This is a genomic window from Mycobacterium vicinigordonae, assembly GCF_013466425.1.
Lineage (GTDB): Bacteria > Actinomycetota > Actinomycetes > Mycobacteriales > Mycobacteriaceae > Mycobacterium > Mycobacterium vicinigordonae.
Genome location: NZ_CP059165.1, coordinates 4976142 through 4990610 on the forward strand (window position 1 = coordinate 4976142; position 14469 = coordinate 4990610).

Here is a 14469-nt window from a genome sequence, read left to right on the forward strand (position 1 = left end):
CTGCCTCTTCCACACCTCAGGGTCCTGACACGACAGCTCAAAGGTGAGTTGCACGGGTATCGACCCCGGTATGGCTTCGCTGCAGGCCTGGCTGGCCGTCACAGTCCGATCGGCATGCGCGAGCGGCGCGACGAACAGCCCAGCACCCGCCAACACAGTGCCTGCGAGCATTTTCACCATGTGCATTCTCCCGCCGACGCACCCTAGGATACCGCTCGATTCCAACCTCGCGGACACCTCCAATGCGGGTACACAACAGCCTCTTTCGGCATAGCCCGGCCGCCATCGGCATGCGGGAGGAGGAGACTGAATCCATGACGGACTCAGCACTCGATGCCTTGGAGACTGCGCGGTCGCAGCTGACACCCCGGCTGAAAGCCATCAACATGGCCCAGTGGAACAACACCACTACGTGCCCCGAATGGAACTTGCGGCAATTGGTGAATCACGTCGTGGGTCTGCATCACCGCATCGCGCGGATCCTTCGGGGCGGCAGCCGCGAGCAGTTCATCGCGACGCGGGAAGACGACTGGCTCGGGACCGACCACATTGCGGCGTGGCAGCGGGGTACCAACGCACTGGATGACGCGATCGGCTCCCTGGCGGACCTCAATACCGTTGTGGCCTACCGGGTTCCGCTTCCCGCCCGCGACGCGGTCGGTCTCGTCGCGTTCGACACCGCCATCCACATCTGGGACATCTCCCGTGCGATTGGGTTCGACGAGCGACTCGACGACGCACTGGTCGAGTTCGCGCTGGACTTCATCGAATGGGTGCTGAACGAACCCCGCTTGTCGTTCTTCACGCCGCCGGTAGGCCCGCCTCCGTCGGGGGCAGCTCCGCAGGGTCGGCTCCTCTACCTTGCCGGCCGCGAACCCTGAGCGCGCGGCATTGACCTGCGAGAAGGGGACCCCGCTGGCTAGGATGAGGGAAATCACGCGGACTGCTTGGGGCTGGTCACCGGCCGCTCGGAGTGCGATTAAGGGGGCTGTAGATGGTGACGAGAGCGATTGCGCTGGTCGTCTTTGCCGTCGGCCTGGCCGCGCCGGCCTACGCGGACTCCACCGACGACGCGTTCATCACCAACCTCAAGACCTCCGGCATGGACTACGGGGCACCCGATCGAGCCATCCAGGTCGCGAAAACTGTGGTTTGCGGCTCGCTGAGCACCGACCCCAACACCAGCAACGCCGACCTTGTCACCAAGGTCGCCAATGCCACCAACTGGCCAGCGCTCAATGCCGCATACTTCACCGGCGCGGCGATCCAGGCCTACTGCCCCCAATACGGCTCGCTGACCGCGCCGTCGGTGCCCAGTAAGGTGCCACCCGGCCCTAGTCCCGCTGCGCCCACATCACCCTCGCCAACTGTTCAATCGGCGTAAGTGGCGTTCGGCCTGGCACACCCGTGAGCACTCGCGGATGCCGTCCTTGCGGGATGGGCAGCTCAGGCAGTCGCACCGCTGGTCCGCCGAATCTCGATCACCTGACTGACGTCGGGTAGCGATCTGCCAGGTGTAATCCCACGGGTCGCGCACCATAGCACGGCGGGTCCCGTAGGCCTGGCCGGTCGGCACCTCCAGCGAGGTGGCCCAGCTACACAGCCGTTGCGGGAGAACGAAATTCGACCAAACTCAGCGTTAATGTGGCTTCACGAGCACCGTGCGACGGTACTCGGATTTACGCCAACGCCTACGGCTTTGACGCGGGCCACGGTACTTTGGCCTATGCCGCAAGTAACCGCATCGGTTGTCATCCCCCACCCAGCGCAAGTCGTCTGGGACTACATCATCGACCCGGACCATTTGTCCATCATCTTGCCCGGCATCGTCTCGGTCGATGCCGGCAAGGAGCCTCCATACGGCCCCGGCGATGTATGGCACGGAGTCAGCCGCTCGTTCGGCATCACCAACAAATGGACCGGCGTCTTCACCCGGGTTGATATCCCCCACGTGATGGAGATGGAGATAACAGAATCCAGATTCCCCTTCGCCACCATCGACACCCTGGAAGAGGTCGCAAGCGGCACTCGCTACACCTTCCGGGTGACCGGCGACCCGGCTTTGGGCGGACCACTCGGCCGACTGGTGGACGCCGTCATGTCGATGGCCTTTAAGCGGACGTTGGTCAAGCATCTGGCACGGCTCCCCGCCCACATCGATGCATGGGTGTCGGAGAAACGCTGACTGTCATACACAACCTGAGCGATAAGGGGCCCAGCCGAGCAGGTGACGAGGCCCCGACTCGAGCGTTGCCCCCGTAGTCGACATGTTTACCCGTGTCGGAACTCGACCACGTCCCCATCGGTCATCACGTAGTCCTTGCCTTCCATTCGGACCTTGCCGGCCGCCTTGGCCGCAGCGATCGACCCCGCAGCGACCAGGTCGTCGAACGAGACGATCTCGGCCTTGATGAAGCGCTTCTCGAAGTCGGTGTGGATCACCCCAGCCGCCTTCGGCGCGGTGTCGCCCTGGTGAATCACCCAGGCTCGCGCCTCCTTCGGCCCTGCCGTCAGATAAGTCTGCAGCTTGAGCGTGTGAAAACCCGCCCGCGCCAACGCATCCAGGCCACGCTCGGCCTGCCCTATCGACTCCAGCAACTCCGCGGCGGACTCGTCGTCGAGTTCGATCAGCTCGGACTCGATCGCGGCGTCCAGGAATACGGCGTCGGCAGGTGCGACCAGCGAACGCAGCTCGGCGATCCGCGCGGCGTCGGTCAGTACCGCCTCGTCGGCGTTGAAAACATAGAGGAACGGTTTGGTAGTCAGCAGGTTCAGCTCCCGCAACAGCGAGGTGTCCATGCCCGCGCCGAACAGCGTCGTACCGCCGTCGAGAATCTGCTGCGCGGCCGCGGCCGCGTCGTACACCGGCTTGCGTTCCTTGTTGGTCCGGGCTTCCTTTTCCAGTCGGGGTAGCGCGCGCTCCAGGGTCTGCATGTCGGCCAAGATCAGTTCGGTCTCGACGACCTCGATGTCGGATCGGGGGTCGACCTTGCCTGAGACATGCGTCACATCATCGTCGGCGAACACCCGCACCACCTGGCAAATCGCGTCGCATTCACGGATGTGGGCCAGGAACTTGTTGCCCAGTCCGGCCCCCTCCGACGCGCCCTGCACCAGCCCGGCGATGTCGACGAACGTCACCGGCGCCGGGACGATGCGCTCGGATCCGAAGAGTTCGGCCAGTTTGTCCAGCCGCGGGTCCGGCAGCGACACCACCCCCTCATTCGGTTCGATCGTCGCGAACGGGTAGTTCGCAGCCACCACGTTGTTGCGCGTCAACGCGTTGAAGAGGGTCGACTTGCCGACATTGGGCAAACCCACGATTCCCAGGCTCAGGCTCACGGGAAGCCAAGTGTACGGGTGACGCTCACGGCGAGTGCCCGGCTATATACGGGTCTTTGGCCTGATTGCCGGTACGGTCGACATGTGTCAGCGCAGCGGGAGAGGTCCGCGGTGGAGCCCAACCACCGCTCGATCGTCCCAAGCATCCCAGGGGTGCCGTGGTGGGCGGCTGTCCTCATCGCCGTCGGAGCGACGGCCCTGGGCTACTTGCTGGATGCTGGGCATAAAGATCTCACGCACACGTTCGCCCTGTTGTACATCGCAGGATGCGTGGCGGCGGTGCTGGCGGTGCGACAGGCGGCGGTGTTCACCGCGGTCATCCAGCCGCCGCTTATCCTGTTCTGCGCGGTCCCCGGGGCATACTGGCTGTTCCATGGCGGCAAGGTCGACAAGTTCAAAGACTTGCTGATCAACTGCGGTTACCCGCTGATCGAACGGTTCCCACTGATGCTGGGCACCGCGGGCGGGGTGCTGCTGATCGGGTTGGTCCGCTGGTATTTCGGCAAGAACAGCCGAACGGCCCCGTCCGCCGACTCGGCCACGGACGACGTCCCGGCACGAACACAAGCACGGACCCCGCTGCTCACCGAGCTCGCCGCCAAGGTACGCGCCCTGCTGGCCGGGCTGTCCGGCGAGGAAATCGACGAGGCCGAAGCCCCACCGGCGCACGCCAGAGGGCGGACCACGAGAACCACCCGCCCCGCGCGTAGCGGCACCCGCTCCGCGCAGCGTCCGGCAGCCCGAACCCGGTCGCGGCACGCCCGCCCAGACGACACATACGCGCCCAGTGACGAGCGCCCGCGCCGCACTACCCGCAGAAGCGCGGTGCCCTCACCCGACGCGGGCGACTTCGACCCCGCCGACCCGCCCCGCCGGCCGCGGCGTCGGCGACCCGACCCAGACACCGATCTGGGTGCTCCGCCCCCGCGGGAGGCGCGCCGCGAGCCGCGCACGCGGCGCAACCCCTATGAGCGGCCGTACGAACGCCCCTACGACCGTCCCGAGCCGCGCAGCAGCCGCTTCGACCGGTACGAAACCTACGATCGGCCCGAGCCGCCGGCCCGCGGCGAACGCCGCAGCCGCCACGAGCGCCTTGCGCCCGAGCCGTACCCGCCCTACGAGCCGCCTCGTCGACGCACCGCGCCGGCAGGTTCTGGCGGTGGCACCCCAACTCACCACCCGATTTCGCAGGTGCGGTATCGCGGCCAGCCCCCACGTAACGATCCGCGCGGCGAGCCCCTCGACGAGCCGCGTGGGACTGGCCGCAACCGCCCGCGTGCCTCACGCCGACCACCCGCCGAATGGGAATACGACGGCTGAGCCGCAGTAGCGCCGCGATCAGCCTTTCGATCGGGCCGGTCGGATCTCCCTCGGCAGCGCGAACACCAGCGTCTCGTTCGCCGTCGTCACCGGTTGAACCAGGCCGTAGCCGTGTTCAGCCAGCCGCTCGAGCACACCGCGGACTAGCACCTCGGGCACCGACGCGCCCGACGTCACACCGACCGTCGTGACGCCGTCCAGCCAGGCCGGATCGATGTCGTCGGCCCAATCCACCAGATACGCAGCCCGCGAGCCGGCGCCCAGCGCCACCTCAACCAGCCGCACCGAATTCGACGAGTTGCGCGAACCCACCACGATCACCAGCTCGCACTCCGGCGCCATCGCCTTCACCGCGACCTGCCGGTTCTGTGTCGCGTAGCAGATATCGTCGCTGGGCGGATCCTGCAGCTTGGGAAAACGCTCCCGCAACCGCCCGACGATCTCCATGGTCTCGTCGACCGACAGCGTGGTCTGCGACAACCAGATCACTTTGTCCTCGTCGCGCACGTTGACGTGCTGCACCGACTCGACCCCGTCGACCAGCTGTACATGGTCGGGCGCCTCCCCGGCCGTGCCAATGACCTCCTCGTGGCCTTCATGACCGATCAGCAGGATGTCGTAGTCGTCCCTTGCGAAGCGCTTGGCCTCGTTGTGCACCTTGGTGACCAGCGGGCAGGTGGCGTCGATGGTCTGCAGGTTGCGCTCGGCCGCCGCGGCGTAGACCGTCGGTGCGACCCCGTGCGCGGAGAAGACGACGATCGCGCCCTCGGGCACCTGATCGGTTTCCTGAACGAACACCGCGCCGGCCTTGGCCAGCGTGTCCACCACGTGCCGGTTGTGCACGATCTCGTGCCGCACATAGACGGGTGCGCCGTGCTTTTCCAAGGCGCGTTCGACGGTCTCTACGGCCCGATCAACCCCGGCGCAGTAACCGCGCGGCTCGGCCAGCAGCACCCGCTTGCGGGTCGGGGCGTCGGCTAGCGAGCTGGCAACTGAGCTCGAAGCACCGGGAATCCCCATGTCGACAGTGGGCACCATGGGGTCCAGGGTACTTTCCGCGGCGACCGCCGTGCCATTTCGCTGGACCGGGGCGTGCTCAGCTTGGAGTTAGCCGCTGCTTGAGGCAGTCTTGGAGCCATGGCTACTGCACCGTACGGGGTTCGGCTGCTGGTCGGCGCGGCGACAGTCGCCGTCGAGGAGACGATGAGACTTCCGAAAACCATTCTGATGTACCCGATGACCCTGGCCAGCCAGGCCGCACACCTGGTGATGCGGTTCCAGCAGAACATCGCTGAACTAGTCATCAAGGGCGACACCACGTTGGAGTCGATCTTCCCGCCGAAGGACGAGCAGCCAGAGTGGGCGACGTTCGACGAGGATCTGGAGGTCCTGGACGGCGGCCAAGGCGGATTCTCGTCCATTCCGGTCGACGGGATCGACGGCGACCGCCGCGCCGAGGGGCGCTTTGCGCTGTATTCGGTGTCCGACTCCGCCGAGTCCGCCGACCCGCCGGCTGCCAAGCAGCCGAGCAAGGCGTCCAGCGTGCCGGTACCGGCCGTGGCAACCGAACTCGACTACCCGCAGCTCACCTTGGCGCAGCTGCGCGCCCGGCTGCAGTCGCTGGACGTCGCTGAGCTGGAGGCGCTGCTGGCCTACGAGCAGGCCACCAAGGCCCGTGCCCCGTTCCAGACGCTGCTGGCCAACAGGATCACCCGCGCATCGGCGAAGTGACTCGCGGCGCTGCGCCGCGACCGGAGGCGAACTCGCCGGAGAACCCGTTCCCGGTGCGCGCCGTCGCCATCCGGGTGGCCGGCTGGATCGACCGGCTCGGGACCGTTTGGGTGGAGGGCCAGCTGGCGCAGATCAACATGCGGCCCAACACCAACACGGTCTTCATGACATTGCGCGACCCCGCCGCCGACATGTCCCTGACGGTGACCTGCTCGCGTGACCTGGTGCTCAATGCACCGGTGAAGCTGGCCGAAGGCACCCAGGTGGTGGTGTGCGGCAAACCCTCGTTTTACACCGGACGAGGTACATTCTCGTTGCGGCTCAATGAGATTCGGGCCATCGGTGTCGGCGAGCTGCTGGCCCGCATCGACCGGCTGCGCCGGCTACTAGACGCCGAGGGTCTGTTCGACCCGCGGCTCAAGCGCCCGATTCCCTTTCTGCCCAACACGATCGGGCTGATCTCGAGCAGGGCCAGTCACGCCGAACGGGACGTGACGACGGTGGCCTCGGCGCGCTGGCCAGCGGTGCGTTTCGCCATTCGGCACGCTGCCGTGCAGGGCGTGAACGCCGTCGCACAGATCGTCGAGGCGCTCCAGGACCTCGACCGGAATCCAGAGGTCGACGTGATCGTGCTGGCCCGCGGCGGCGGCAGCACCGAGGACCTGCTGCCCTTCTCCGACGAGACGCTGTGCCGCGCGATCTCGGCCTGCCTGACACCGGTGATCAGCGCGGTCGGACACGAGCCCGACAACCCGCTGTGCGACCTGGTTGCCGATCTACGTGCGGCCACCCCTACCGATGCCGCCAAGAAAGTAGTTCCTGACGCCGCCGCCGAGCAGCGGCTGATCGCGGACCTGCGCCAGCGCAACGGCCAAGCGTTGCGCAACTGGGTGACCCGCGAACAGCGCGCCCTGGCGCACCTGCGCAGCCGTCCCGCGCTGGCCGACCCGCTGCGGATGCTAACCACGCGGGCCGAGGAGATTTCGCGCGCACGTTCGGCACTCCGCCGCGACGTCAACCGGATGCTCGCTGTCGAGACCGAGCGCGTCGGACATCTGCGAGCCCGACTGTCTACGCTGGGACCGGCGGCAACCCTGGCGCGCGGTTACGCGGTGGTCCAGGTGGCGGCGACGGGCGCAGTGCTGCGGTCCGTCGACGACGCTGTCGCCGGCACCGAGCTGCGGGTGCGCGTTGCCGACGGTGCTATCGCAGCGCTAAGCGAAGGACTGACCGATGGATCCTGACCCCGAGCACGATTCGACTACACCTATTAGTCAGCTCGGCTATGAAAATTGTCGGGACGAGCTGGTCGAAGTGGTGCGGCTGCTGGAGCAGGGCGGATTGGATCTCGATGCGTCGCTGCGGCTTTGGGAAAGAGGCGAACAACTAGCCAAAAGATGCGAGGAACACTTAGCTGGCGCCCGGCAACGAGTGGCCGACGCGCTGGCCGCCGGCGAGTCCGACCCGAGCTGATTCTCGTCGAATCCAGACGCTGGGTTTTGTTCCAAATTGGAACACGTTTCAGTTATGCTCCCCCGCATGGGTGATGCATCTCTCACAACCGAACTCGGCAGCGTCCTGGTCACCGGCGGCTCGGGCTTCGTCGGCGCCAACCTGGTCAAGACCTTGTTGGATCGCGGACATCGAGTCCGGTCCTTCGACCGCGCTCCCTCACCACTGCCGCAGCACCCCAAATTGCAGGTGTTGCAGGGCGATATCACCGACAAGGCCGTCTGCGAAGCCGCGGTTGACGACATCGACACGATCATTCACACCGCGGCCATCATCGAGCTGATGGGCGGCGCCTCGGTTACCGAGGAGTACCGGCAGCGCAGCTTCTCGGTCAATGTCGGCGGCACCGAGAACCTGGTCACGGCCGGCCGCGCGGCCGGCGTCAAGAGGTTCGTCTATACCGCATCCAACAGCGTGGTGATGGGTGGGCAGGAAATCTCCAACGGAGACGAGACCATGCCCTACACCACCCGATTCAACGATCTCTACACCGAGACCAAGGTGGCGGCGGAGAAGTACGTGCTGGCGCAGAACGGCGTCGACGGCATGCTCACCTGCTCGGTCCGGCCCAGCGGCATCTGGGGCACCGGCGACCAGACCATGTTCCGCAAAGTGTTCGAGAGCGTGATCAAGGGCCACACCAAGGTGCTGGTGGGCCCCAAGTCGGCGAAGCTGGATAACTCCTACGTGCACAACCTGATTCACGGCTTCATCCTGGCCGGCGAACACCTGGTGCCCGGCGGCACCGCGCCCGGTCAGGCGTATTTCATCAACGACGGCGAACCGATCAATATGTTCGAGTTCGCCCGCCCGGTGATGGAAGCGTGCGGCGTAAAGTGGCCGACGATCCGGATTCCCGCTCCCCCGGTGCGTGCCGCGATGACGGCGTGGCAGCGGTTGCACTTCCAATTCGGCGCGCCCGCACCGCTTCTCGAGCCGTTGGCGATTGAGCGCATCGCCATCAACAACTACTTCTCTATCGCCAAGGCTGGCCGCGACCTCGGTTACCAACCGTTATTCACCACCGAGCAGGCGCTCAAGGAGTGCCTGCCGTACTACGTCGATCTGTTCCACAAGATGAAGGCCGAGGCTCTAGCCGCCAAGAAAGCCGGCAAGAAAGCGGCAGCAGCTACCGGAAACTGACCATCTGGGCGCCCCACGCCTGTCGGATACGCGCATCGACGTCGGGCAGGACCATGTCGCGCTTGTCGATCACCAGGCAGGCACGGTCGGGCTCCCGGTAGCACGGCCACTGCGGCTCGCCCACCGGTCCGTCCGGTTTGCCGTGGGTGGCGAAGTTGATCCAACGGGTCCGCACTCGCTCCGAGACCCCCAGCGCGGTCTTTGCACCGCCCAACTTCAGCGAGAAGTCCTGCGGCCCACCGAGATTGCCGAAAACATAGGGCAGCTCGGTGGCATGCGCGGCGCGCACCAACAACAGCTTCAGCAGCGGCGTGGCATAGTCGAACCGGTACAGATGCACCGGCGCCACCCTGCTGTGGCCGTCAGCCAGCCATACCGAAGGCATCCGGAAGCCAATGTCGGTGGCCATCCCGACACTGCGAGTCTTGCTTCGGCCCGAGTAGGCCGACTCGAACTCGGCCATGGTGGGTAGCTGCAGGTCGGGTTGTTCGGCGGCGATCTGACTGAACATCGTGGTGATCGCGTTCGGTGTGATCGGCATCAGCGGCGAACGCAGCAACTTGAACAGCGCAGCCTCGTGCTTGTTGGTCCCGATGATCAGCGGCACCGGAAGCAGCCGCCCCTCCTGCGCCAGCTTGACGGGCTGGTCGTGGATTAGGTCACCGTCGACGATGGGCACGAACGCCAGCGTCCCGGGATTGCGTACCGGCACTTCGTTGAACACTTCGCTGGTGGCCGCGATCAGGGCCGCAGTCGGCGCATCCGCCACCTCCGGCGCATCGGACTCGGAGATACCCACCTTGTCCAGCACCGCCAACGTGACCCGGCGGCCGCGGTCGCGGTCGTACACCGAGGTAGCCGGAGAGCTTTGTGCGATGGCACGGACGAACAGGCCCTCGGCCGCCCGGCAGGCCAACAGTGTGGTGACGATCCCGGCGCCGGCCGACTCCCCGAACAGCGTGACGTTGCTGGGATCGCCGCCGAACGCCGCGATGTTGTCGCGCACCCAGGTCAACGCTGCCAGCACGTCACGCAGCCCGACGTTGGAGTCGAATCGCCGCCGCGATGTGCTGAACGACGACAAGTCCAAAAAGCCCAGGGCTCCGACCCGGTAGTTCACCGTGACCACGACGACGTCGCCGCTGCCGGCCAGCGCGTCGGCCTCATACAGCGGCTGGCTACCCGAACCCAGGACGTAGGCGCCCCCATGCAGCCACACCATCACCGGTCTCGCGGCGCCGGGCTGCGCCCCGGCCGGTGCCCAGATGTTGAGCCGAAGACAATCCTCGCCCTGCGGCGCTCCCAGATCGAGTTTCATGTTCGGCAAGGTCGACTGCGGGCAAGCCGGCCCAAACTGCGTGGCGTCGGCGACCTCGGTCCACGGCTGCGGAGGTTCGGGATCCCGGAAACGCAGGTCCCCAACCGGCGGCGCGGCGAAACGGATGCCTTTCCACGTCTTGATCCGTCCATGCGAGCTGTCCACGACGCTGCCCCGGACCGGACCGCAAGCGGTCTCGACCACACAGTTGTCGATCTTCATAAGTTGCGTACTCCCACTGCCGGCTCCGAACAGGTTAACGACCCGCCGCACGGGATACCTCGGTTAAGGTTGCGCCAACACCGACGCGGAGGGCGGTCGCGGTTGCGGCATGAACACCGAATTCACGATCACTCAGAAGCGCGCGCTGGCGGTTACCACCATCGTCGCTCTGCTGTTCGGCGCGTACTTCCTGCGCAACTACTTCGTTCTAATAGTGGTGGCCGCCGTCGGCGCCTACCTGTTCACCCCGCTGTTCAATCGGTTCAACACGCGACTCAATGCCGGACTTTCGGCCACCTGCACGCTGCTGTCGGCGCTGCTGATGGTGATCGTGCCGGTCGGACTGCTGGTGACGCTGGCGATCGTGCAGATCGCCCGGATGGTCGACTCGGTAGCCGGCTGGGTGCGCTCGACCGGTCTCAACGGCTTGGGCGACAAGGCCTTGCATCTGGTCAATGAGTTGCTGGGCCGGGTCCCGTTCGTGCACGTGACGGTTACCGCCGAAACGCTGCGCAAGGCGATGGTCTCAGCCGCGCAAAACGTTGGCCACTGGCTGCTGGGCGTTTTGCAGAGCACCGCCGGAAGCGTGGCCGGCGTGATCACCTCGGCCATCATCTTCTTGTACGTCTTCGTCGCGATGCTGGTGAACCGGGACAAGCTACGCAACCTGATCGGCCAGCTCAACCCCCTCGGCGAAGAAGTCACCGACCTGTATCTGCAGAAGATGGGTTCGATGGTGCGCGGCACCGTCAACGGCCAGTTCGTGATCGCCTTCTGTCAGGGCGTCTCCGGTGCCGCGTCGGTATATCTCGCCGGCTTCCACCACGGCTTCTTCATCTTCGCGATCCTGCTGACGGCATTGTCGATCATCCCGCTGGGCGGCGGCATCGTCACCATCCCGTTCGGCATCGGCATGATGTTCTTCGGCAACATCGGCGGCGGCCTGTTCGTGGTGCTGTTCCACCTGATCGTGGTCACCAACATCGATAACTTCCTGCGTCCGATCCTGGTGCCGCGCGACGCCCGGCTGAACCCGGCGCTGATGCTGCTCTCGGTGTTCGCAGGCATCTCCATGTTCGGACCGTGGGGCATCATCATCGGGCCGGTGCTGATGATCATCATCGTCACCACCATCGACGTCTACCTGGCGGTGTACAAGGGCGTAGAGCTGAAACCGGTGGAGGACAAGCCTGTTCGGCGGAGTTGGCTGCCCTGGCGGGCGTCGGACAAGCGAGCTACGTCAAGCGCTGAGTGAGGAATTCGACGACGCGCTTGCGCGCCTCGTAGGCCGGCTGGCCGTCGACCTCGCGAACCTCATCGGTGAGCACCGAGTGCGCCATGCGGCCGAAACCGTGTTCGTTGTCGGGGGCGGAGTTGATCTCGATCACCTCGAACGCGTCACCGAGACGCTGCTTGAGCGTGTGGAACCGCTCGCCAGGCGCCATCTTGTCCTCACTGAAGCGCAATCCCATGGCGCACAGGCCGTCATCGGCGCAACGCCCGGCGACGATGCTGAGTTCGGAATCGCTGAGCCCGGGATCGCGACGCTGCTTGGCGGTCAGCGGAAACGGCACCGACGGTTGGCTAAGCACCGGCGCCAGCACGCTGTCGTCGACAGCAGCGGCGAGCGCGAACCCGCCGGTGAAGCACTGCCCGATCACGCCCACGCCCGTGCCCGGCGTCGACGCGTTGAGATCGCGGGCAAGGGCGCGCAGGAACAACGACACCGGTCGTTGCTTGTTGGTGGCCATCGCCGCGAATTCCTTTGCCACACAGACCCGGCCGAGGGTGGCGGCGACGTAGCCGGCCGTTTTGGGCTGGCCGGGCTCGCCGAACAAGGACGGCATGGCCACGGTGAACCCGTTGTCCACCAGATGATTACCCAGGCCCAGTACGCCGGGGTGGATGCCTGGTATCTCCGGGATCAGCACCACCCCGGGACCCGACCCCTTGCGGTAGACGTCGTGGGTGTAGCCGGCGCCGGTGAACGGCTCGGCTGACCAGCCGGACAGGTCTGCTTCGGGTGCGCCCACGCGTGTGCCCTTCTACTTGTTCGGCAGCGGTTGCTGCGATTGTGTCGCCGCCGCCAGGGTACGGAACTGCTCCGGGGTCCCGGCACCAGAGATCGCGACTTGGGTGGGGCCGGACGGACTGGCCAGCCGGGTGGTCCACACCGGTTCCACCGCGCCGTTCTGATCGGCGCCCTGGTAGACGACCCAGCTGGTGCCGGCGATGTCGACGGTTCCGGTCGGATACATCCCAGGGTGGATCGAGGCGACTAGTTTGTCCTCGTCGGCATCGCTCTGGGTGAGGCTCAGGTACATCCCCGTCGGGCTGATGTAGCCCACCGTGGAGGTGGACGCATGTAATTTCTGGCCCGCGGCAGCGTCGGTGCGGCCGGCGTCGATACCGCCGCGGCTGCCCGAATTGGGTTTCCAGTCCGCAGGTAGCCGCGGCAGCCGGATCGGGAACCCCAGCGCCGCCGCGTCGGCCTTCAGCGCCGCCGCCGCGTCGTAGGACGGGACGGTGCCACGGTTCGTTCCGCCCGGTGCGATCGAACACATCCCGACCATGCCGGCCAGCAGGATGCAGCCCAGCACCAACGGAGCCAGCGACCAGAACATGTCGCGGCCGTCCTGCAGCAACCGCGGCTTGGCCGGCTTCGGGGTCGGCTGGGGCTCGGCAGTCACACCCCGAGTATCCCAGCTCCAGACAGGAGTTCTGCTTCTGGGACAATCTCTGACATGGACCAAGAGCCTCTGACCACGAACCAAGAGCGCCGAGCATGACTGCCCAGGGATCGGGCTCGACCCTTGCCGGGGCGTCGCCCGCGCGACTGTCCCGCGGTGAAGCCCCAGACCGCAACCTGGCCCTGGAACTCGTGCGCGTCACCGAGGCCGGTGCCATGGCCGCGGGCCGCTGGGTGGGCCGCGGCGACAAAGAAGGCGGCGATGGCGCCGCCGTCGACGCCATACGCCAACTGGTGAATTCGGTGTCGATGCGCGGCGTCGTGGTGATCGGCGAAGGCGAAAAAGACGAAGCGCCGATGCTCTACAACGGCGAAGAGGTGGGCAACGGCGACGGGCCCGAGTGCGATTTCGCCGTCGACCCGATTGACGGCACCACCCTGATGAGCAAGGGCATGCCCAACGCGATCTCGGTGCTGGCCGTGGCCGACCGGGGCGCCATGTTCGATCCGTCGGCCGTGTTCTACATGAACAAGATCGCCGTCGGACCCGAAGCCGCACACGTGCTGGACATCACCGCGCCGATCGCCGAGAACATCCGCGCGGTCGCCAAGGTCAAGGGACTTTCGCCCGCCGACATGACGGTGTGCATCCTGGACCGGCCGCGGCACGCGCAGCTGATCGCCGACGTCCGCGACACGGGGGCCCGGATCCGGCTGATCACCGACGGCGACGTCGCCGGCGCGATCTCCGCATGCCGCCCCGGCTCGGGCACCGACATGCTGGCCGGCATCGGCGGCACCCCGGAGGGCATCATCACCGCGGCCGCCATCCGATGCATGGGCGGCGCGATCCAGGCGCAGTTGGCGCCCACCGACGAGGCCGAGCGACGCAAGGCCCTCGATGCCGGCCACGACGTGGAGCGGGTGCTGACCACCCGGGACCTCGTCTCCGGTGACAACGTGTTCTTCTGCGCCACCGGGGTCACCGACGGCGACTTGCTCAAGGGCGTTCGGTACCAGCCTGGCGGCTGCACCACACAGTCGATCGTGATGCGCTCCAAGTCGGGCACGGTGCGCATGATCGAGGCCTACCATCGGCTGTCCAAACTCAACGAGTACTCGGCGATCGACTTCACCGGCGACACCAACGCCGCCTATCCCCTGCCGTAAATCCGTACAACCCAAAGGATCT

The 14469-nt window shown here is 66.3% G+C and carries 15 protein-coding genes; 10 read left to right on the forward strand and 5 right to left on the reverse strand.

Translation table 11 applies throughout. The annotated features are described in order from the left end of the window. Window positions 1-314 precede the first annotated feature (314 nt). From H0P51_RS22195 to H0P51_RS22205, 3 genes are all read left to right on the forward strand, one after another. On the forward strand, window positions 315-881 hold the full coding sequence (locus tag H0P51_RS22195) for a TIGR03086 family metal-binding protein (protein WP_180915010.1): 567 nt from the start codon (window positions 315-317) through the stop codon (window positions 879-881). Between the two features lie 113 nt (window positions 882-994). Next, window positions 995-1384, forward strand: coding sequence for a DUF732 domain-containing protein (locus H0P51_RS22200; RefSeq protein WP_180915011.1), 390 nt, complete (start codon window positions 995-997; stop codon window positions 1382-1384). 342 nt (window positions 1385-1726) lie between these two features. Further along, on the forward strand, window positions 1727-2185 hold the full coding sequence (locus tag H0P51_RS22205) for an SRPBCC family protein (RefSeq protein WP_180915012.1): 459 nt from the start codon (window positions 1727-1729) through the stop codon (window positions 2183-2185). A gap of 86 nt (window positions 2186-2271) precedes the next feature. Here the strand turns inward: H0P51_RS22205 and ychF are convergent, their stop codons facing one another. After that, on the reverse strand, window positions 2272-3342 hold the full coding sequence (ychF, locus tag H0P51_RS22210; RefSeq protein ID WP_180915013.1) for a redox-regulated ATPase YchF: 1071 nt from the start codon (window positions 3340-3342) through the stop codon (window positions 2272-2274). 84 nt (window positions 3343-3426) lie between these two features. Between ychF and H0P51_RS22215 the strand changes: the two genes are divergently transcribed. After that, window positions 3427-4662 carry a DUF6542 domain-containing protein gene (locus tag H0P51_RS22215; protein ID WP_180915014.1) on the forward strand — a complete coding sequence of 412 codons (1236 nt, stop codon included), beginning with the start codon at window positions 3427-3429 and terminating at the stop codon, window positions 4660-4662. 18 nt (window positions 4663-4680) lie between these two features. Here the strand turns inward: H0P51_RS22215 and H0P51_RS22220 are convergent, their stop codons facing one another. Continuing rightward, a complete protein-coding gene (locus H0P51_RS22220) occupies window positions 4681-5700 on the reverse strand; it encodes a 4-hydroxy-3-methylbut-2-enyl diphosphate reductase (protein ID WP_180915015.1) in 1020 nt (339 codons plus the stop codon). Between the two features lie 99 nt (window positions 5701-5799). Between H0P51_RS22220 and H0P51_RS22225 the strand changes: the two genes are divergently transcribed. From H0P51_RS22225 to H0P51_RS22240, 4 genes are read left to right on the forward strand one after another with little or no spacing between them, the layout of a single operon-like run. Further along, the gene (locus H0P51_RS22225; protein WP_180915016.1) at window positions 5800-6393 is read left to right on the forward strand and encodes a lipid droplet-associated protein; all 594 of its coding nucleotides are present in this window, start codon (window positions 5800-5802) and stop codon (window positions 6391-6393) included. Beyond that, window positions 6390-7637, forward strand: a complete 1248-nt coding sequence (xseA, locus tag H0P51_RS22230; protein ID WP_180915017.1) for an exodeoxyribonuclease VII large subunit — start codon at window positions 6390-6392, stop codon at window positions 7635-7637. Before H0P51_RS22225 ends, xseA begins: the two co-directional genes overlap by 4 nt. Next, window positions 7627-7866: an exodeoxyribonuclease VII small subunit gene (locus H0P51_RS22235; protein ID WP_180915018.1), complete on the forward strand. Its 240-nt coding sequence runs from the start codon at window positions 7627-7629 to the stop codon at window positions 7864-7866. Before xseA ends, H0P51_RS22235 begins: the two co-directional genes overlap by 11 nt. Window positions 7867-7920: 54 nt before the next feature. Beyond that, on the forward strand, window positions 7921-9048 hold the full coding sequence (locus H0P51_RS22240; RefSeq protein ID WP_180915019.1) for a 3-beta-hydroxysteroid dehydrogenase: 1128 nt from the start codon (window positions 7921-7923) through the stop codon (window positions 9046-9048). Here H0P51_RS22240 and H0P51_RS22245 read toward each other — a convergent pair. Next, window positions 9035-10588, reverse strand: coding sequence for a carboxylesterase/lipase family protein (locus H0P51_RS22245; RefSeq protein WP_180915020.1), 1554 nt, complete (start codon window positions 10586-10588; stop codon window positions 9035-9037). The two genes, H0P51_RS22240 and H0P51_RS22245, sit on opposite strands and share 14 nt — an antisense overlap. Window positions 10589-10697: 109 nt before the next feature. Between H0P51_RS22245 and H0P51_RS22250 the strand changes: the two genes are divergently transcribed. Beyond that, window positions 10698-11843 (forward strand): AI-2E family transporter, encoded by a 1146-nt coding sequence (locus H0P51_RS22250; RefSeq protein WP_180915021.1) that lies wholly within the window; start codon window positions 10698-10700, stop codon window positions 11841-11843. On the opposite strand, the gene H0P51_RS22255 is transcribed toward H0P51_RS22250, so the two are convergent. Together H0P51_RS22255 and H0P51_RS22260 are read right to left on the reverse strand one after the other, a co-directional pair. After that, window positions 11824-12621 (reverse strand): dienelactone hydrolase family protein, encoded by a 798-nt coding sequence (locus tag H0P51_RS22255; protein ID WP_180915022.1) that lies wholly within the window; start codon window positions 12619-12621, stop codon window positions 11824-11826. The two genes, H0P51_RS22250 and H0P51_RS22255, sit on opposite strands and share 20 nt — an antisense overlap. Window positions 12622-12633: 12 nt before the next feature. Next, window positions 12634-13278 (reverse strand): DUF4245 domain-containing protein, encoded by a 645-nt coding sequence (locus tag H0P51_RS22260; protein WP_180915023.1) that lies wholly within the window; start codon window positions 13276-13278, stop codon window positions 12634-12636. Window positions 13279-13373: 95 nt separating this feature from the next. Between H0P51_RS22260 and glpX the strand changes: the two genes are divergently transcribed. Then, window positions 13374-14447, forward strand: coding sequence for a class II fructose-bisphosphatase (glpX, locus tag H0P51_RS22265; RefSeq protein ID WP_180915024.1), 1074 nt, complete (start codon window positions 13374-13376; stop codon window positions 14445-14447). Window positions 14448-14469: the final 22 nt, after the last annotated feature.

Bases quoted from the DNA above. Each gene is read 5' to 3' on its own strand.
- H0P51_RS22195 (WP_180915010.1), top strand. From the start codon at position 315: ATGACGGACTCAGCACTCGATGCCTTGGAGACTGCGCGGTCGCAGCTG.
- H0P51_RS22200 (WP_180915011.1), top strand. From the start codon at position 995: ATGGTGACGAGAGCGATTGCGCTGGTCGTCTTTGCCGTCGGCCTGGCC.
- H0P51_RS22205 (WP_180915012.1), top strand. From the start codon at position 1,727: ATGCCGCAAGTAACCGCATCGGTTGTCATCCCCCACCCAGCGCAAGTC.
- H0P51_RS22220 (WP_180915015.1), bottom strand. From the start codon at position 5,700: ATGGTGCCCACTGTCGACATGGGGATTCCCGGTGCTTCGAGCTCAGTT.
- H0P51_RS22225 (WP_180915016.1), top strand. From the start codon at position 5,800: ATGGCTACTGCACCGTACGGGGTTCGGCTGCTGGTCGGCGCGGCGACA.
- H0P51_RS22235 (WP_180915018.1), top strand. From the start codon at position 7,627: ATGGATCCTGACCCCGAGCACGATTCGACTACACCTATTAGTCAGCTC.
- H0P51_RS22240 (WP_180915019.1), top strand. From the start codon at position 7,921: ATGCTCCCCCGCATGGGTGATGCATCTCTCACAACCGAACTCGGCAGC.
- H0P51_RS22245 (WP_180915020.1), bottom strand. From the start codon at position 10,588: ATGAAGATCGACAACTGTGTGGTCGAGACCGCTTGCGGTCCGGTCCGG.
- H0P51_RS22250 (WP_180915021.1), top strand. From the start codon at position 10,698: ATGAACACCGAATTCACGATCACTCAGAAGCGCGCGCTGGCGGTTACC.
- glpX (WP_180915024.1), top strand. From the start codon at position 13,374: ATGACTGCCCAGGGATCGGGCTCGACCCTTGCCGGGGCGTCGCCCGCG.